At 72.0% G+C, this 18583-nt stretch carries 16 protein-coding genes; 2 read left to right on the top strand and 14 right to left on the bottom strand.

All coding sequences use genetic code 11. The features are described from left to right. Positions 1-418: 418 nt before the first annotated feature. The 3 genes from dnaG to dusB are packed head-to-tail and all read right to left on the bottom strand — an operon-like array spanning position 419 to position 4837. A complete protein-coding gene (gene dnaG, locus DEJ17_RS07595) occupies positions 419-2338 on the bottom strand; it encodes a DNA primase (RefSeq protein ID WP_110892807.1) in 1920 nt (639 codons plus the stop codon). A gap of 40 nt (positions 2339-2378) precedes the next feature. Continuing rightward, complete coding sequence (locus DEJ17_RS07590) at positions 2379-3674, bottom strand: deoxyguanosinetriphosphate triphosphohydrolase (protein ID WP_110860457.1); 1296 nt, start codon at positions 3672-3674, stop codon at positions 2379-2381. Then, positions 3671-4837, bottom strand: coding sequence for a tRNA dihydrouridine synthase DusB (gene dusB / locus DEJ17_RS07585; protein ID WP_110892806.1), 1167 nt, complete (start codon positions 4835-4837; stop codon positions 3671-3673). The genes DEJ17_RS07590 and dusB overlap by 4 nt, the downstream gene beginning before the upstream one ends. Before the next feature lie 47 nt (positions 4838-4884). Here dusB and DEJ17_RS07580 point away from each other — a divergent pair, with 47 nt between their 5' ends. Then, positions 4885-5370 (top strand): aminoacyl-tRNA deacylase, encoded by a 486-nt coding sequence (locus DEJ17_RS07580; RefSeq protein WP_110892805.1) that lies wholly within the window; start codon positions 4885-4887, stop codon positions 5368-5370. Between the two features lie 8 nt (positions 5371-5378). Here DEJ17_RS07580 and DEJ17_RS07575 read toward each other — a convergent pair whose 3' ends face one another. The 4 genes from DEJ17_RS07575 to DEJ17_RS07560 all read right to left on the bottom strand — a co-directional run bounded on the left by DEJ17_RS07575 (position 5379) and on the right by DEJ17_RS07560 (position 9040). Continuing rightward, positions 5379-5624, bottom strand: a complete 246-nt coding sequence (locus DEJ17_RS07575; RefSeq protein WP_146239664.1) for a hypothetical protein — start codon at positions 5622-5624, stop codon at positions 5379-5381. Between the two features lie 5 nt (positions 5625-5629). Beyond that, positions 5630-6364 (bottom strand): DsbA family protein, encoded by a 735-nt coding sequence (locus DEJ17_RS07570; RefSeq protein ID WP_027465323.1) that lies wholly within the window; start codon positions 6362-6364, stop codon positions 5630-5632. Positions 6365-6491: 127 nt separating this feature from the next. Beyond that, entirely contained in the window at positions 6492-7877 is a 1386-nt protein-coding gene (locus DEJ17_RS07565; RefSeq protein WP_110892803.1) for a glycine--tRNA ligase, read from the bottom strand. A 107-nt stretch (positions 7878-7984) separates the two neighbouring features. Then, on the bottom strand, positions 7985-9040 hold the full coding sequence (locus DEJ17_RS07560; RefSeq protein WP_110892802.1) for an aminotransferase class V-fold PLP-dependent enzyme: 1056 nt from the start codon (positions 9038-9040) through the stop codon (positions 7985-7987). 70 nt (positions 9041-9110) lie between these two features. On the opposite strand from DEJ17_RS07560, the gene DEJ17_RS07555 reads away from it, so the two are divergent. Continuing rightward, entirely contained in the window at positions 9111-10067 is a 957-nt protein-coding gene (locus tag DEJ17_RS07555; RefSeq protein ID WP_110892801.1) for a LysR family transcriptional regulator, read from the top strand. A 141-nt stretch (positions 10068-10208) separates the two neighbouring features. Here the strand turns inward: DEJ17_RS07555 and DEJ17_RS07550 are convergent, their stop codons facing one another. The 7 genes from DEJ17_RS07550 to DEJ17_RS07520 form a co-directional block, all read right to left on the bottom strand. Continuing rightward, positions 10209-11006, bottom strand: coding sequence for an isoprenyl transferase (locus tag DEJ17_RS07550; RefSeq protein ID WP_017886684.1), 798 nt, complete (start codon positions 11004-11006; stop codon positions 10209-10211). After that, the gene (gene recO / locus DEJ17_RS07545; protein ID WP_042540155.1) at positions 11003-11851 is read right to left on the bottom strand and encodes a DNA repair protein RecO; all 849 of its coding nucleotides are present in this window, start codon (positions 11849-11851) and stop codon (positions 11003-11005) included. Before recO ends, DEJ17_RS07550 begins: the two co-directional genes overlap by 4 nt. Before the next feature lie 284 nt (positions 11852-12135). Beyond that, on the bottom strand, positions 12136-13911 hold the full coding sequence (gene leuA / locus DEJ17_RS07540) for a 2-isopropylmalate synthase (RefSeq protein ID WP_110892800.1): 1776 nt from the start codon (positions 13909-13911) through the stop codon (positions 12136-12138). Between the two features lie 430 nt (positions 13912-14341). Next, positions 14342-15742, bottom strand: coding sequence for an ABC transporter permease (locus tag DEJ17_RS07535; protein WP_110892799.1), 1401 nt, complete (start codon positions 15740-15742; stop codon positions 14342-14344). Next, positions 15739-16491, bottom strand: coding sequence for an ABC transporter ATP-binding protein (locus tag DEJ17_RS07530; RefSeq protein WP_110892798.1), 753 nt, complete (start codon positions 16489-16491; stop codon positions 15739-15741). The genes DEJ17_RS07535 and DEJ17_RS07530 overlap by 4 nt, the downstream gene beginning before the upstream one ends. Before the next feature lie 112 nt (positions 16492-16603). Beyond that, positions 16604-17293 (bottom strand): response regulator transcription factor, encoded by a 690-nt coding sequence (locus DEJ17_RS07525; protein ID WP_110892797.1) that lies wholly within the window; start codon positions 17291-17293, stop codon positions 16604-16606. Next, positions 17290-18528 (bottom strand): histidine kinase, encoded by a 1239-nt coding sequence (locus DEJ17_RS07520; protein WP_220033622.1) that lies wholly within the window; start codon positions 18526-18528, stop codon positions 17290-17292. The genes DEJ17_RS07525 and DEJ17_RS07520 overlap by 4 nt, the downstream gene beginning before the upstream one ends. Positions 18529-18583 lie beyond the last annotated feature (55 nt).

Below are 18583 nucleotides of genomic sequence, written 5' to 3'. Positions count from 1 at the left end.
AGATGTGTATAAGAGACAGCCGCCCACCCGATCCCGTGCGGCCACGTCCCGTCGGCCAGACCCCGGCCAGCCGACGCCTTGCGACCACTCGACGCCCCTCACGCGACGCGTCCCGACCAGTCACCCTCGCCGAGCTCACACCAACCGCCGCTCGCGGGCCTGCCGTGCGACGGTTCGTGCGGCCCCGGCGATGCACACGCGGCGCGTCGTGTGACACCGCGCCCCTGGCTGGAGGCTCGCCCCGCGTCGACCCCGGCCCTCACCTCCGCCGACCGGTCACGACACACCGCCCGCCCCACCCCGCGCGGTCACGTCCTGTCGGCCGGACCCCGGCCAGCCGACGGAGTGTGACCACTGAACGCCCCACACAGGGCACGTCCTGAGCGCTCACGCACCCCCGAGGCCGAGCGAGGACGGGCTAGGACGCCTCGGCGTCGGCGCGCAACCGCATCCGCTGCCCGTCGAGGTCGACGAGCTGCCGCTGGATCTCTGCGCGGCGCTCGGCCTGCTCGTGCGGGTCGGCACGCTGCAGCTGCCCGAGCAACGAGGCCTTGCGGGCGAGCAGGTCGCGCTCGACCAGGGCCACGACGATGCTCCGGCAGTAGGCCGCCAGGTCCTCCGCGTTGCGCGCGGGGATCGGAGCGAGAGCGAGTTCGTGCGTCAGAGTGCGGAGGGGCGCCGGCACGTCGGCGAGCAGCCGGTCGAGCCAGTCCCCCGCGCCGATGACGTCGACGTTGGCGACCACGGCGTCCCGCACCGCGGCGAGCATCGGCGTCGAGAACGTGGCCGACGCGGCGAGCCCGAGCAACGGTGCCGCGACGGACGTCGGCTGCTGCACCATCGCCATCACGGCATCGCGCTCCATGCGGCTGATCGGGTCGTTCGGCAGCGAGCGGATCCCGGCGACGGGCTCGTCGGGGGTGTCGGCCCCGTCGGTGCCGGTTCCGGCACGGCCGTCGCGCCCCGTGCCTGCGGACCGGTCGTCCTGGCCGGCGGAGCCCGCACGGCGCCGGGCGGTCTCGACCGACCGACGGACCTCGGGGATCTCCATGCCGAGCCAGCCGGCGAGTTCGCGGACGTAACCCTGCGTCAGTGAGCGGTCACGGATGCCGGCGAGTACAGGCGCAGCCGCGCGGAGCGCCCCGACGCGACCCTCGACGGTCTCGAGGTCGTGGCCGTCCAGGGTGCGGCGGATCATGAACTCGAACATCGGGCGCTTGTTCGTGACCAGTCGGCGGATGGCGTCGTCACCGCGGGCGAGCCGGAGGTCGCACGGGTCGAGCCCGCCGGGCGCCACGGCGACGTAGGTCTGGGCGGCGAAGCGCTGTTCTTCCGCGAAGGCACGCGAGGCGGCACGCTGCCCGGCCTCGTCGGGGTCGAACGTGAACACGACCTCACCGTTGGCGTTCGGGTCGGCGCCGGCCAGGTCACCGAGCATCGGGCGCAGCACCTTGATGTGGTCGACGCCGAACGACGTGCCGCAGGTGGCGACGGCGGTCGTGACACCCGCGACGTGACACGCCATCACGTCGGTGTAGCCCTCGACGATGACGACCTGCTTCTGCTTCGAGATGTCGCGGCGGGCCAGGTCGAGCCCGTAGAGCACCTGGCTCTTGTGGTAGATCGGGGTCTCGGGCGTGTTGAGGTACTTGGGACCCTTGTCGTCCTCGAGCAGGCGGCGCGCCCCGAAGCCGATCGTCGCCCCGGTGACGTCGCGGATCGGCCACATCAGACGCCCGCGGAACCGGTCGTACGGCGAGCGGTCGCCCTGGCTGACGAGGCCGGCGGACACGAGTTCTTCCATCGTGAAGCCGCGCCCGCGCAGGTGGTCCTTGAGCATGTCGTAGGATTTCGGCGCGAACCCGACGCCGAAGTGCTGGGCGGCCGAGGGGTCGAACCCGCGCTCCCCCAGGAACCGGCGGGCGGGGTCGGCGGCAGCGGTGGTGAGCTGCCCCGTGAAGTACTCGAGCGCGGCTTCGTTGGCGGCGATCAGCCGGGCCCGGGTGTTGTAGTCGGTGCGCGGCCCGTCGCCCTCTTCGTAGTGCAGGGTGAAGCCGATCTTCGCGGCCATGCGCTCGACGGCCTCGGCGAAGGTGGTGTGGTCCTGCGCCATGATGAAGCTGAAGACGTCGCCGTCCTCGCCGCAGCCGAAGCAGTGGTAGCGGCCGACCTGGGGTCGGACGTGGAACGACGGCGAGCGTTCGTCGTGGAAGGGGCAGAGGCCCTTCATCGACCCGACGCCCGCGTGCTTCAGCGTGACGTAGTCGCCCACGACGTCGGCGATGTTGACACGCGAGCGGACCTCGTCGATGTCGTTCCGCGCGATCCTGCCAGCCACCCCTCGATCCTAGTTCGTGGGACCGACGTCGGCGGACCGGTCAGACGGCGATGTGGACCGGGTCACGGTCACCCACCACCAGACGTCGGTGCCACGCGAGTGCGCCCTGGTCGGTCAGGCTCGCGACCTGGTCGACGACGGCACGCAGTCGGCCGGCGTCGTCGCCCGCGGCGTGCCAGTCGGCGGCGAAGCCGGGCTCGAGGTCGGACGCACCCGTCGCCGCCAGCGCGTCGAGCAGTTCGGTGAGCACGCGGCGCTGGTCTTCGTACACGGGCTGGCGGTCGCCGTGGGTCATCACGAAGGCCGCGACGATGCCCTTGAGCACCGCGATCTCGCCGATGATCTCGGGCGGGGTGACGACCGACGCGGCGAACCGCACGAGCGACCCCGAGGCGTAGGACTCGCGGGTGGCCGTCGTGGCGGTACGGGCGAAGCGTCCGATCAGTTGCGACGTCAGGTTCTTCAGGCGTGCGGCATCACGTCGGGAGCCGTCGTACGCGGTCATCCAGAGCGGCAACTCGCGCAGGCGGTCGAACGCCTCGAGCAGCTCGTCGCGGCTCAGGTCGTCACCGACCCAGGCGTGCATGGCGGTCACGATGTCGTTCTCGCCGACGCGGTCACCCAGGGCCGCGACGTCGATGAACCCGGCGACGACGGCGTCCTCGAAGTCGTGCACGGAGTACGCGATGTCGTCGGCGAGGTCCATGACCTGCGCCTCGATGCAGCGCTGGCGACGCGGGGCGCCGGCGCGGAGCCACTCGAAGGCGTCGTGGTCGTCGTCGTAGAAGCCGAACTTGGTGCGTCCGGAGGACGACTCCGAGACCCCCTGCGCCGCCGGCCACGGGTACTTGCAACTGGCGTCCAACGACGCGCGGGTCAGGTTGAGCCCGTACGGACGGTCGACGTCGGAGCCCGGCCGGACACCGTAGACCTTCGGCTCGAGCCGCGTCAGCAGCCGGAGCGTCTGCGCGTTGCCCTCGAAGCCCCCGATGCCGGTGGCCCAGGCGTTCACGGCGGTCTCGCCGTTGTGCCCGAACGGCGGGTGCCCGATGTCGTGCGCCAGGCACGCGGTGTCGACCACGTCGGGGTCGAGCCCGAGCGAGTCGGCGAGCTCGCGGCCGACCTGCGCGACCTCGAGCGAGTGGGTCAGCCGGTTGCGGGCGAAGTCGAGCCCCGCCGTCGGGCTGAGCACCTGGGTCTTGGCGGCCAGACGCCGGAGCGCACTGGAGTGCAGCAGTCGGGCGCGGTCACGGGCGAAGTCCGAGCGGCGGTTGCCGTGCTCCTCGGGGAGCCAGCGCTCCGCGTCCGCCGGGCCGTACGAGGCGGTGGCGCTCATCCGCCGCTGTGGTGCAGCTCGGCAGCGGCCAGGACCTTGCGGAACTCGGAGTCGACGTCGCGGCTCTCGAGCCAACGGTCGGGCAGGGCGGTGCGCTTCGGGTGACCGGCACGCCCGCGCGGCCCTTCGGCATCGGCACCCGGGTACGGCGCGTCGTGGTCGAGCTGGCCGAGGAAGTCGTCGATCTCCTGCAGGCTCGACGCCATCGCCAGTCCGGCCCGGACGTCGCTGCCGATCGGGTACCCCTTGAAGTACCAGGCCACGTGCTTGCGGATGTCGCGGCAGGCGTGCTCTTCGGACCCGAAGAACTCGACGAGCAGCTCAGCGTGCCGGCGGAACCCGTCGGCGACCTCGCCCAGGGACGGCATGTACCGGAGCCCCTCACCACGGAAGGCCGCGGCCAGGTCACCGAACAGCCACGGACGGCCGAGGCAGCCACGGCCGACGACCACGCCGTCGGCACCGGTCTCGTCGATCATCCGGAGCGCGTCGGCGGCCGACCAGATGTCGCCGTTGCCGAGGATCGGGATGTCGGTGACGGTCTCCTTCAGCGTGGCGATCGCCGACCAGTCGGCGTGCCCGGAGTAGTGCTCGTTCGCGGTGCGGGCGTGCAGCGACACCGCGGCGACACCGGCGTCCCGCGCGATGCGGGCGGCGTCGAGGTAGGTCAGGTGGTCCTCGTCGATGCCCTTGCGCATCTTCACCGTGACCGGGACGTCGCCGGCGGCGCGCACGGTCTTGGTGACGAGTTCGCGGAACAGGTCGAGCTTCCAGGGCAGGGCTGCGCCGCCGCCCTTGCGGGTGACCTTGGGCACCGGGCACCCGAAGTTCAGGTCGATGTGGTCGGCCCGGTCCTCGCCCACCAGGATCGACGCAGCCTCGGCCACGGTGTTCGGCTCGACGCCGTACAGCTGGATCGACCGCGGGGTCTCGGACTCGTGGTGCTGGATGAGCTGCATCGACACCGGGGTCCGTTCGACCAGCGCCCGCGAGGTGATCATCTCGCACACGTAGAGCCCGGCGCCGTACTCGCGGCACAGCCGGCGGTACGCCATGTTCGTGATCCCGGCCATCGGCGCGAGCACGACCGGCACGTCGACCTCGATCGGGCCGATGCGCAGGGGGCCGCCGACTCGCGAGGCGGGTGCTTGTGTGATCGTCATACCTGTCCCATCTTCCCACGTCGGTGCGCGCCGGTAGCGTTCTCCACATGACGACCGACGCCAGCACCCGGTTCGACGCCGACGCCCAGGCCCGTGGCCTGCCGGTCGAGGTGGTCAAGCGCCCGGCCGCGGACTCCCTGCACGAGGCCGCCGGACTGCTCGGCATCGAGCCCGGCGACATCGTCAAGACCCTGGTGGTGAAGCGCCACGACGGCGGCTTCCTGCTCGCCCTGGTGCCCGGCGGCCGCAGCATCGCCTGGAAGAAGCTCCGCACGGTCGTCGGCGTCAACAAGCTCTCGATGCCCGACGCTGCTACCGCGCTCGAAGCGTCCGGCTACGAGCGCGGCACCATCACGCCGATCGGCGCCACGGGCGACCTGCCGGTGTACGCCGACGAACGCATCGTCGGCCGCCGGGTCGCCCTGGGTGCCGGCCGGCACGGCGCGAGCGCCTTCGTCGACGCCGACGCGCTCGTCGCCGCCTACGGCGCGACCGTCGCCGACATCACCGACGAGGAACCGCAGCGCGACTGACGCAGCCGTCAGTCCGGCACCTCGGACCAGTCGCCCTCGGCCCCGGCGAACGAGCCGGCGTCGATCAGGCAGGCGTCGCCCTCGCAGACCGGCGCACCGCCGGGCGTGACGAGCGTCAGCAACGCGGGACGGGCCTCCAGGCCGGAAGCGGCAGAGAGGCCGCGCACGCCCGGCAGCCCCGTGATCGCGTCCGGCACGGACGGTACCGACGTCACGGCCTGGAGGCGCACTGCGCCCTGGTCGCTGATGGTCATGTCCGTCACCGTGTCACCGCCACGTCCGCGCTCGCGTCGTCCGCGGCGCGCTCGGCCGCCGAGGCGACCTCCTCCGGCGTGGTCTCGCGGAGCGCGACCACCTGGCGGAGCACCTGCTCGAACGCCGTGGGGTCCTGGGCACCGGAGACGCCGTACTTGCCGTCGATCACGAAGAACGGCACGCCGTTGATCCCGTACGCCTGCGCCTGGGCCTGGTCGGCGCGGACAGCAGCGAGCTGGGCGTCGTCGCGCAGGGTGCTGAGGACCTCGTCGCGGTCGAGGCCGATCTCCGCCGCCAGGTCGGCGAGCGAGGACTCCTGTCCGACGTGCTCGCCGCGCTCGAAGTAGGCGGTGAACAGGCGCTCCACCATCTCGAGCTGCTTGCCGTGCTGCTTGGCGAGGTGGATGACCTGGTGGGCCTTCACCGTGTTGGTGTGGTGCATCGCCTCGAAGTCGTAGTCGAGACCGACGCCCGCAGCGATCGCGGTGACCTGGTCGAGCATCTGCTGCGCCTGGTCCACGGGCATGCCCTTGTGGCCGGAGAGGAACTCGGCCTCGGTCCCCTCGAAGTCGACCGGGGTGTCCGGGCTCAACTCGAAGGAGTGGTACTCGACCTCGACCGGCCGGCCCTCGCTCGAGGCGCCGAACGCGGCCACCCCGGCCTCGAACTTGCGCTTGCCGATGTAGCACCAGGGGCAGGCGATGTCCGACCAGACATCGACCTTCACGGAGTCGTTCATGCTCACCCCAACGCGCGGCGTGCGCGCGCATTCCCGGGCCGGCAGCAAAACACCGGTGTTCGCAGGTCGAACACCCGACTGCGGGTGTGCAACGCACGAACACCGGTGTCTTGCGGAACCGAAACCCCTAGGCGCCGAGCAACCGCTGCGCCAGGTACCCCTGCAGCTGGTCGAGGGCGACCCGCTCCTGGGCCATCGTGTCGCGCTCGCGCACCGTGACGGCCTTGTCCTCGAGCGTGTCGAAGTCGACCGTGATGCAGAACGGCGTGCCGATCTCGTCGTGGCGACGGTAGCGACGACCGATCGCACCGGCGTCGTCGAAGTCCACGTTCCAGTTCTTGCGCAGGTCGTCGGCCAGGCCACGGGCGACGGGCGAGAGCTGCTCGTTGCGCGACAGCGGCAGGACGGCGGCCTTCACCGGGGCGAGACGCGGGTCGAGGCGCAGGACCGTGCGCTTGTCGACGCCGCCCTTCGCGTTCGGGGCCTCGTCCTCGTGGTACGAGTCGAGCAGGAACGCCATGAGCGCACGGGTCAGCCCGAACGACGGCTCGATGACGTACGGCACGTACTTCTCGTTGGCTGCCTGGTCGAAGAACCGGAGGTCCTGGCCGGATGCCTCGATGTGGTTGTTCAGGTCGAAGTCCGTGCGGTTCGCGACGCCCATCAGCTCGCCCCACTCCGAGCCGGTGAAGCCGAAGCGGTACTCGATGTCGGCGGTGGCGTCGGAGTAGTGCGCCCGCTCGCCGTCCGGCACGTCGAAGCGCCGCAGGTTCTCCGGGTCGATCCCGAGGTCGGTGTAGAACGCGACCGAGTCGGCGATCCACTGCTCGTAGTGCTCCTGCGCCGAGGCCGGCGGCACGAAGTACTCGATCTCCATCTGCTCGAACTCGCGCGTGCGGAAGATGAAGTTGCCGGGCGTGATCTCGTTGCGGAACGCCTTGCCGACCTGACCGATGCCGAACGGGGGCTTCATGCGGCTGGTCGTGACGACCTGCGCGAAGTCGACGAAGATGCCCTGGGCGGTCTCGGGGCGCAGGAAGTTCAGGCCCTCTTCGGACTCGACCGGGCCGAGGTAGGTCTTGAGCATCCCGGAGAACTCGCGGGGCTCGGTCCACTCACCGCGGGTGCCGCAGTTCGGGCAGGCGATCTCGGCCATGCCGCCCTCGGGGGCGCGGCCCTTCTTCGCCTCGAACGCCTCGAGCAGGTGGTCCTCGCGGAACCGGTGGTGGCAGTGCAGGCACTCCACCAGCGGGTCGGTGAAGGTCGCGACGTGCCCGGAGGCCTCCCACACCTTGCGGGGCAGGATCACCGCGGAGTCGAGGCCGACCATGTCCCCGCGGCCGCGGACGAACCGCTGCCACCACTGGCGCTTGATGTTCTCCTTGAGCTCCACACCGAGGGGCCCGTAGTCCCATGCGGAGCGGGAGCCTCCGTAGATCTCACCCGACTGGAAGACGAAGCCGCGGCGCTTGGCCAGGGCGATGACGCTGTCGAGACGGGAGGGCTGTGCCAAAGGGTGCTCCAGAGGTCGCCGAGCTGGGTGCTCGGTGCGGAAACGGTCCGGGCAAGACTACCGGCGATCGTGGCCCGGGAGGCCCGCCCCGCGTCCGCCCTCCGCGCTCACGTCCCCGACGCGTCCGGCCCCACCCCGCCCAGTGCGGCCACGACGTCGGTCACGTCGGACTCGTCGTTCCACAGGTGGAACGCGATGCGCAGTCGACCGGCGCGGCCCGAGGCGGTGAGGCCCGCGGCGGTGAGGGCACGGAGGGCCGCCCCGTCGGCGTCCGCGAACGTCACGATCGCCTGCCCGTCGCCCTGCCGAGGCGACCCGAGGGCGTCGCACAGCCGATCCGCGAGACCGGTGGCGTGCCTCCAGACCGCCCGCTGGTCGAGCGCGACCGCGTGCTCGAGCGCGGCCACGGCACCCGGCCACGCCTGCCAGGCCGGCGAGACGTCGAAGCGACGTGCGTCGTCGGCCAGGCGCATGGCGGGGCCGTAGCAGGAGGACCAGACGTCCTGGCCCGCGTACCAGCCGGCCTGCACCGGGCGGAGCCGGCCGAGGGCGGTGTCGGAGAGCGTCATGAAGGCGACGCCCCGCGGAGCGCAGAGCCACTTGTAGGTGTGCGTGAGCGTCACGTCGAACGGCGCGGCGTCGACCGGCAGGACGCCGGCGGCCTGCGTGAGGTCGCAGAGGGTCAGGGCGCCGACCCGTCCGGCGGCGGCCACGACCGGATCGGGGTCGGTGACCACGCCGGTGGCGGACTGCACCGCGGACCACGCGACGAGGGCGGTGTCGGGCCCGACCGAGGCGGCGAGCCGGTCGAGCGGGACGCTCCGGACCCGGATGCCGCGGTGGGCCTGGGCGAGGAACGGGAAGACGACCGAGCTGAAGTCGCCGTCGGGGACGACGACCTCGGCGCCGTCCGGCAGGGCGTCGGCGACGACCGCGGCCATGACCGAGGTCTGCGAGCCGGTCGCGACCCGCTCCGCCGGTACGCCGACCAACGCGGCGAAGAGCGCGCGCCCCTGCTCGACCAGCGCCCCGTACCGGGCCGGTGACGTCTCGGCGCGGGACCACGCGTCGAGGTCGGCGCGCAGTGCGGCGAGGGTGCCTCGGGTCGGCAGGCCCGCGGTGCACGCCGCCAGGTAGCCGCGGCCGGCGGCGAAGGAGTCCATGCGGACAGCGTTCCGGTTCCCGCCCCATCACGCCAGAGCCGGTTCGTTGTCCCACCGATAACATCGGGTGATGGACGAGATCGATCCCCAGTTGCTCCGGGTCCTCCGCGCCGTGGCTGACGGCGGGTCGATCACCCGCGCAGCCACCGCCCTCGGGTCGAGCCAGCCGGCCGTCAGCCAGCTGGTCGCCCGGGCCGAGCAGCGCCTCGGACATGCACTCGTCCTGCGTGGCGGACGCGGTGCGACGCTCACGCACGCCGGCCAGGTGCTCGCCGATCACGCGCTGCACGTGCAGGCCGCACTGACCGCCGCGCGCGAGGACCTCGACGCCGTCGGTGGTCTCACCCGTGGTCGGGTGCGGCTGGCCGGGTTCCCGAGCGCCTCCTCCGCCCTCGTGCCCGCGGTGCTCGCGCGAATGGCGACGACCGCTCCGGGCGTCACCACCTCGTACGTCGAGGTGGAGCCTCCCGAGGCGCTCGACCTGCTGCGCGGTGGCGAGGTGGACGTCGCCCTCACCTTCACCTACGTCGGCGACGAGGTCGGGACCACCCCGGACCCCGGCCTCGTCACCCGGGCGCTCGGTCGCGACCCGCTCGCGCTGGTGACGCCGGTCAAGGACTCGCGCTCCGCCGGCTCCGTGGGCGCCGGTGCCGTCGGCTCAGCCGTCGTGGACCTCGCGTCCCACCACGACGCCCGGTGGATCGGGGGCTGCCCGCGCTGCCGTGGGCACCTGCTCGCCTCGTGCGCGAGCGCGGGGTTCACGCCGGACATCGTGCTGGAGACGGACAACGCGGCCGCGGTGGTGGGACTCGTCGCCGCAGGGCTCGGGGTGGCGCTGCTCCCCCGGCTGGCACTCGCGACGACGGTCATCCCCGCCGGTGTCGCGATCGACCCCGTGGACGACGAGCTCGCCCGGCGTGTCGAGGTCGTCGTCGCCCGTGGTGCGGACCGTGTGCCGAGCGTCCGCGCGGCGCTCGACGCGGTGCGCTCCGCCGCGCACCTGCTCGAGGGGCCGCTGCCGGGCTGAGCTGAGGCGGGCGCCGAGTCTCGGCTGCACGGACACTCCGCGCCACCCGGACGGCGCAAGCTGTCCGCGGAACCGAGACTCGGTCTCGGCCCGGCGGCCCGGCGGCCGGGCTCGGCCCGGCGGCCGGGGCAGCGGCCGGGGCTACGCCGTCGGCGCGTCCACCGCACCGCCGTAGCGTCGGTCGCGGCTGGCGTACTCCTCGATCGCGCCCCACAGGTCGGTGCGACGGAAGTCCGGCCAGAGCCGGTCGAGGAACACCATCTCGGCGTAGGCCGACTGCCACAGCAGGAAGTTGCTCGTGCGCTGCTCCCCCGAGCTCCGGAGGAACAGGTCGACGTCGGGCATCTCGGGCACGTACAGCCGCTTCGCCAGCGCCTTCTCGGTGACCTGGCTCGGCTTCAGGCGTCCGGCGGCGACGTCCTCGGCCATGCCCCGCACGGCGTCGACGATCTCGTTCCGGCCGCCGTAGTTCACGCACATCGTCAGCGTGAGGACGTCGTTGCCCGCGGTCATCCGCTCGGCGGTCTCGAGCTCGTCGATGACGCTCCGCCACAGCCGCGGACGACGTCCCGCCCACCGCACCTTGACGCCCCACTGGTGCAGCTGGTCTCGGCGACGACGGATGACGTCGCGGTTGAAGCCCATCAGGAACCGCACCTCTTCCGGGGAGCGCTTCCAGTTCTCCGTCGAGAACGCGTACGCCGACACGTGCCCGACGCCGATCTGGATCGCGCCGGCGACGACGTCGAGCAGCGAGGCCTCGCCCGCCTTGTGTCCCTCGATGCGCGTCAAGCCGCGGCCGTTCGCCCACCGGCCGTTGCCGTCCATCACGATGGCCACGTGCTCCGGCACGAACCGGGCCGGGATCGCCGGGGGCGTCTCGCCGGTCCAGTCGATCGGGCGGAAGGGTTCGACGTCGTCGGGGCGGCGGGGGCTCATGCGGTGGGGGCTCCTTCGACAGCGGGATCGGGATCGGGCACGGCCGGTGCCGGGGTCGAGGCCACGGCGCGCGCCGTCGCCTCGGGTCCGCCGTGGGTCTGCGGCACCGGCATCGGGTGCTCGGAGCGGTCGACGTGCGGCAGGGACCGGAGCGATCGTTCCAGGTGCCACTGGGCGTAGGCCGCGACCACGCCGGAGGCCCGCGAACGGGTCCGCTCGTCGGTGGCGTCCACCGTTGCCCAGTCGCCGGCGAGCAGGGAGCCGAGCACCCCGAGCGTGGCCGGGTCGAGCCGCGGGGTTCCCGGGGGCGCAGCACGGTCGGCGACGACACCACCGAGCTGCACCACGAACGCCGAGTGCGGTCCGGGCTCCCCCGTGACCGCACAGTCACTGAACGAGGGCGCCCACCCCGCGATGCTCATCGCGCGGAGCAGGTAGGAGTCGAGGGTCGCGCTGGACTGGTGCTCACCGCGCGACAACGACCGGAGCGCCCCGACGAGGAGCAGGTACTGCTGCAGCCCGGCGTCGGCCTCGCTCAGTCGGTCGGCGGTCTCGACCATGGCGCTGGCCGCGGTGTACGCGCCGTAGTCGGCGACGATCTGCGCCCCGTACGCGCCGAGGGACTCCGCCTGGGTGACGATGTCGAGCGACCGGCCCTCGTAGAACTGGGCGTCGACGACCATGAACGGCTCGAGGCGGCTGCCGAACTTCGACGCGGTCCGCCGCACGCCCTTGGCCACGGCGCGGATCTTGCCGTGCTGCCGCGAGAGCATCGTGACGATGCGGTCGGCTTCGCCGAGCTTGTGCGTGCGCAACACGACGCACTCGTCCCGGTACAGCGGCATGCCCCCAGTATCCCCCGCCCCGCCGACAGCCGCGCGCGGTGCGGGGCGGCGGCTCGGGGGGGGGCGGAGGTACCGAGTGGAATCGGGCGTACCTGGTCGGAAGAAACGACCAGGCACGCCCGATCTGACCCGCCATCGCGCGTGACGGGGGAAAGACCGGGCACAGACGGGAGGCGCGGTGCGGGACGGACCCGCACCTGGGCCCACACCGGCCGGTACCTGGTCGACGCGCCAACGGCGATCAGGCCGTGCCCGGTGGGGAGCCTCCCGGCCTGGTCGCGATCTCAGGCCGAGACGAGCTCCGGCGCGCCGGCACCGGCCGCGGCACCCGCGCGCACCGCGCGGTTCACCGCGGACACGATCGCCTTGAGCGACGCCGTCGAGATGTCGGCGTCGATGCCGACGCCCCACAGGCGCACGCCGTCGACGTCGAGCTCGACGTAGGACGCGGCCTTGGCGTCACCGGAGGCGCTCATCGTGTGCTCCGAGTAGTCGTACAGGGTGACCTGGACGCCCTGCTCGGCGAGCACCTTCAGGAACGCGTCGATCGGACCGGTGCCGACGGCTTCGGCCGTGACCGCGCCCTCGTCGACCCGGAGCGCCACGGACAGCGAGGTCGTGCCCTCGAAGTCGCTCGAGGTCGCCGTCTTGGTGAGCTCGTACCGGCCCCACTTCTCGTCGTCGATCGACGCGGGCAGGTACTCGTCCTGGAACACGTCCCAGATGCGCTGCGACGAGAACTCGCCACCCTCGGTGTCGGTGTGCCGCTGCACAACGCCGGAGAATTCGATCTGCAGCTTGCGGGGCAGGTCGAGGGCGTGGTCGGTCTTGAGCAGGTACGCCACACCGCCCTTGCCGGACTGCGAGTTGACGCGGATGACGGCCTCGTACGACCGGCCGATGTCCTTCGGGTCGACGGGCAGGTACGGCACCGCCCACGCGATCTCGTCGATGTCCTTGCCCGCGGCGGCGGCCTTGGCCTTCATCGCCTCGAAGCCCTTGTTGATGGCGTCCTGGTGCGAGCCGCTGAACGCCGTGTACACCAGGTCGCCCGCCCACGGCTGGCGCTCCGGGACCGGCAGCTGGTTGCAGTACTCGACGGTGCGCTTCACCTGGTCGATGTCGGCGAACGAGATCTCCGGGTCGATGCCCTGCGTGAACAGGTTCATCCCGAGGGCGACCAGGTCCACGTTGCCGGTCCGCTCACCGTTGCCGAACAGGCAGCCCTCGATGCGGTCGGCGCCGGCCATGTAGCCGAGCTCGGCGGCCGCGACCGCGGTGCCGCGGTCGTTGTGCGGGTGCAGCGACAGGATGACGTCCTCGCGGTGGGCGAGGCGGCGTGACATCCACTCGATCGAGTCGGCGTAGACGTTCGGCGTGGCCATCTCGACGGTCGCGGGCAGGTTGATGATGACCTTGCGCTCCGGCGTCGGCTCGAAGACCTCGAGCACGGCGTTGCAGATCTCCAGTGCGACCTCGAGCTCGGTGCCCGTGTAGGACTCTGGCGAGTACTCGTAGTAGATCGTCGTGCCGTGCTGCAGGGTCGCCTCGGCAGCCTTGCAGAGCTTCGCGCCGGCGACGGCGATGTCCACCACGCCCTGCACGTCGGTGCGGAAGACGACCTCGCGCTGCACGATGCTCGTCGAGTTGTACAGGTGGACGATGGCCTGCTTCGCGCCGTCGATCGCCTCGTAGGTACGCTGGATGAGGTGCTCGCGCGCCTGGGTCAGCACCTGGATCGTGACGTCGTCGGGGATCGCGCCCTCGTCTATCAGCGACCGGACGAAGTCGAAGTCGGTCTGCGAGGCGCTCGGGAACCCGACCTCGATCTCCTTGTAGCCCATCCGGACGAGGAGGTCGAAGATCGCCCGCTTGCGCTCGGCGTCCATCGGGTCGATGAGCGCCTGGTTGCCGTCACGGAGGTCGACGGCGCACCAGCGCGGGGCCCTGTCGATGCGCTTCGTGGGCCAGGTGCGGTCCGGCAGGTCGACGGTGATCTGCTCGTGGAAGGGGACGTACTTGTGGATCGGCATCCCGGAGGGCTGCTGCGTGTTCTGCATCGTTCTTCGCTTTCGTCGCGTGTTCGTGAGCGTTTGTGGTGCGGCCACGACGGACTCCGCGACGAGGTGGGCCGGGGTGTCAGGCCTCGTCGCGGCAGCGAAGGAGGAGGAGTGCCGAGTACATCGTGTCCACGGTAGCACCGGTGCAGCGGGCTGGCGCAAGCGTGTGACGCGGAACCGCCCGCGGCTTCCGAACGGGGTGCCGGGTGAGGTGCCGAGTGGTCGGGACCTGCCGCGGGCCGGTCGCCGAGTGGTCATGTTGTGTCGCCCGGCCCGCGTCTGGACGACGGTTCGTGACACCTCGGCGGACCTGCGCTGCGTGGCGGGGCCGGGCAGGGCACATCGGCGCGACCACCCGACGGACGGGAGGCCCGGTGCCAGCTGGCACCGGGCCTCCCGTGTCGTCGCGCGGTGCGACCAGGGCGACGCGTCAGTCGACCGCGAGCGCCTCGGTCGGCGGGACCCGCATCGCGCGCCGGACCGGGGCGACGGTGGCGACGACGGCCAGGACCAGCGCGCCGATCACCACGATGCCGATGGTCAGCGGCGGTAGCACCGGTGTCACCGGCGTGCCGATGGACCCGAGCAGCGTCTGCCCACCGACCCAGCCGTACAGGGTGCCGAGTGCGAGCCCCGAGACGACGGCCGCGACGACCATCTGCACGGCCTCGGTCACGATCATCCGGCGGACCTGCGCACCGGTCAGGCCCAGCACCCGCAGCAGCCCGAGTTCGCGTCGACGCTGGAGGACCCCGAGTGCCAGGGCGTTCACGACCCCGACGGCGGCGATCACGGCGGAGAAGCCGACGATCACGCTGACGACGGCGTTGATCTGCACGAAGAGGTCACGCTGCGCCTCGATCACCTGCGGTGTGGCACTCCCCTCGCTCATCGCGCGCATCTCGGTCTCGAGCACGTGTTGCATGATCCCGAGGGCCACCGCGAAGGTCACGAGCAGGGTGACGCCGATGACGAGCCCGATGGTCGCCCGCGAGGACCGCCCCGGCGCCCGCATCGCGTTCCGTCCGGCGAGCAGGACGACGGTGTCGTGCGAGCCGATGCGGCCGATGAGCTGCAGCACGGGCGGCATCACGATCGTCGCCCCCACGGCGACGCCGGCGAAGGACACGAACCCGCCGAGCGCCGCCGGCAGGACCGCGACCGGGGACAGCGAGCTCACCGCGAGCCCGAGCAGCATCAGCACCGCGCCGCCGGCCATGAGCACGATCGCCCAGACCTTGCGGGCCGTGCCGGACCGGACGTCGTCGTGGCTCGGCTCGACGGACGACGACAGCGCTTCGAGTGGTGTGACGGTGAGCACGCGGCGCGACCCGGCAGCGAAGGCACCCCAGGTGGCGAGGACGACGGCCACGACCGGCAGGACGAGTTCCCACGGCACGTACGTGTACTCCGCTTCGGGCAGGACGCCGTTCCCCCGCAGGGTGACGATGAACAGGGCCGAGAGCGCGGTCCCCACGACGGCACCGACGACGCCGCCGAGCACGCCGACGACCAGTCCTGTCCGGGTGATCCGCGCCCGGAGGGCCGCTCCGGTCGCGCCCACCAGCCGCTGCAGCGCGATGATCCGGGTCTGTCCCGCGATCAGGGTGGCGCAGGTGTTCGCGGTGACGATCGCGCCGACGTAGAGCGCGATGCCGAGGAACAGCCACCCCACCACGGACAGGATCGCCTTGATCGGACCGAGGTCGGCGACCCCGGCGGCTCGGAGCGCTTCGGTCACGATGCCCGGTGCGATGACGAGGGCGGAACCGAACGTGGTTCCGAGGGCGGCGACCAGGACGGTGGGGGCGAAGGAGCGGACGCCGTTCACGCTGCGGCCTCCATCCCGAGCATCGTCGTGGAGATCGCGCCGGCCTCCATCGCGGGGCGGTCGGCGACGATCCGGCCGTCCGCCAGGAACAGGATGCGGTCCGCGTTCGCTGCGGCCACCGGGTCGTGCGTGACCATGACGACGCTCTGGCCCCACTCCTGCACGGCGCCGCGGAGGATCGCCAGGACGTCGCGACCGGTGCGGGAGTCGAGCGCGCCGGTCGGTTCGTCGGCGACGACGACCGCCGGCCGCGAGGCAAGTGCCCGCGCGATGGCGACGCGCTGCTGCTGCCCACCGGAGAGCTGGTGCGGCCGGTGGGTGAGCCGGTTGCCGAGCCCGAGCATCTCGACCAGCCGGTCGATCCAGGCGGTCTCCTCGTGCGAGGGCTTGTGCCCGCCGAGCAGGAACGGCAGCCGGATGTTCTCGCTGACGTCGAGCGTCGGGACCAGGTTGAACGACTGGAACACGAAGCCCAGCCGACGACGACGCAACTCGGTGAGGTCCTTGTCGCCCAGTGCCGTGATGTCGACGCCGTCGATCTGGATCCAGCCGGCGGACACGGCGTCGAGGCCGGCCGCGACGTGCATGAGCGTCGACTTGCCGGACCCGGACGGGCCCATCACCGCGGTGAACTCCCCCGCGCCGATGTCGACGCTGACGTCGTCGAGCGCGGTCACACGTCGGGCGTCGTCGCCGTAGTGCTTGGACACGTGGTCGAGGCGGATGATCGGGGCGTGGCTCGTGGTCATGCCTCCACGATGACGGTCAGCGCACCCGTCCCGCGTCGCCCGGTCGGCTCCTGTGGATCGTCCGCTCGGCTCGGTTGCCTGTGGAGGGGTCATCCGCGCGGATGACCCGGCCTCAGTCGGCCTTGGTGACGAGCCCGTGTTCGTGGGCGAAGACGACGAGCCGCACCCGGTCGCGGAGCTCGAGCTTCGTCAGGACCCGCGAGATGTGCGTCTTCACGGTCGCCTCACTGACGTACTCGTGCTGGGCGATCTCGCTGTTGCTGAACCCCCGGGCGGCCAGGTCGAAGATCTCGCGCTCACGCGGGGTGAGATCGGCGAAGGCTGCGGGGACGGCGGCGGCGCGGCCGACCGAGTCGTCGTACCGTCGCAGGAGTTCACGGGTCGCCGAGGCGGCGAACACCGCCGTGCCGGCGTGCACGGTCCGGACCGCCGCGAGCAGGAACTCGGGGTCGGCGTCCTTGAGCACGAACCCGCTCGCTCCGGCACGGATGGCCTTGGCAGCGGCCTCGTCGAAGTCGAACGTGGTCAGCACGAGGACCTTCGCGCCCTCGGTGCCGGACTGCTCCACGATGTGGCCGGTCGCCGTGATGCCGTCCATCACCGGCATCCGGACGTCCATCAGCACCACGTCGGGGCGGGTCCGGCGGACGAGTTCGACCCCCTCGGCACCGTCGCCCGCCTCGCCGACGAACCGCAGGTCGGGCTGCGAGTCGATGAGCATCCGGATGCCGGTGCGGAACAGCGCCTGGTCGTCGACGAGGGCGACACGGATCCGGTGCTCGTCGGTCGGGATCGTGGTCATCGGGCGCTGCGCTCCTGCTCGGTGGGGGTGATCCGGCCGCGGGGCATCTGCCCGCTGGCCGGGACGGTCGGCATCCGGACGGCGACCGCGAAGTCGTCCCCTCGGGCCCCGGCGGTCATGGTGCCGCCGGTCATCACGGCTCGCTCCCGCATGCCGACCAGGCCGTGACCAGTGCCGGGGCCGCGGACGCCGTCGTCGGCACGTCGGTTCACCACGGCGATCTCGACCGTGTCCGGCCGGTAGGTCAGGGCGGCACGCACCGGACTGCCCGGCTCACCGTGCTTGTACGCGTTCGTCAGGCTCTCCTGCACGATCCGGTAGACGGCGAGCTGCGTGGTGGTGGGCAGCCCGGCGGGGTCGCCCTCGCGTTCCACCCGCACGTCGAGCCCGAGCTGCCGCATCTCGTCGACGAGCCGGTCGATGTCGTCGATCTCGGGCGTCGGCGCGGTCCCCTGCTCGTGCCGGAGCGCGCCGAGGAGTTCGCGGACGTCGCCGAGTGCCCGCCGGGCCGTCGCCGAGATGGTGCTGAGGGCCTGGTCGGCCACCGCGGGGTCGGCCTTCAGGGCGTACCGAGCACCGTCGGACTGCGCGATGACCACCGCGAGCGAGTGCGCGACGATGTCGTGCATGTCGCGTGCGATCCGCACGCGCTCCTGCTCGACCGCGACGGCCCGGTCGGCCCGCGCGGCGTCACGCTCGGCCAGCAGCTGGGCCTCGCGACTCATGCTCGCCGAGCGACGGGTCCGGACCACGAGTCCGGCGAGCCACGGCAGCAGCAGGAGGAGCAGGACGACGGCGAAGAACGACAGGGTGACCTGCAGCGACTCCGGCACCGACGTCGAGGTGGTCTCGTAGGTCAATCGGTTCCGGTAGTCGTCGAAGCCCATGTACGCCGCCGCCACCACGGACCCGAGGATCGCCGACACGAGCCCGGCCAGCCGCACACGGCGGCTGCCGTACGCACTCGTCGTGTACATCACGCCGGCGATGAACGCGTTCGACACGTCCGGCACCTGCAGGGTGACCATCTCGAAGACCGCGAACACCCACGCCACGGCTAGGGCGAGCCCGGGTGACAGACGCCGGAGTGCCAGGGCGGCGGTCATCCCGACCACCGTGATCACGGACAGCGGCCCGTCGAGCCCACGCCCGCTGGCGACCAGCACGAGGCCGCCGAGCAGCACGGCGATCAGCAGGTCGGTGATGACCTGCGCGCGCAGCATGGGACGGAACACCCGTCCACGGTACGGCGGGCCGTTCGTCCCCGCGTCCCTCGCCCGGATGACCCGG

This window comes from Curtobacterium sp. MCSS17_011 (assembly GCF_003224275.1).
Classification (GTDB): Bacteria; Actinomycetota; Actinomycetes; order Actinomycetales; family Microbacteriaceae; genus Curtobacterium.
Note: the sequence above shows the minus strand (reverse complement) of the source record. Positions and strands in the feature narration are given on the sequence as shown.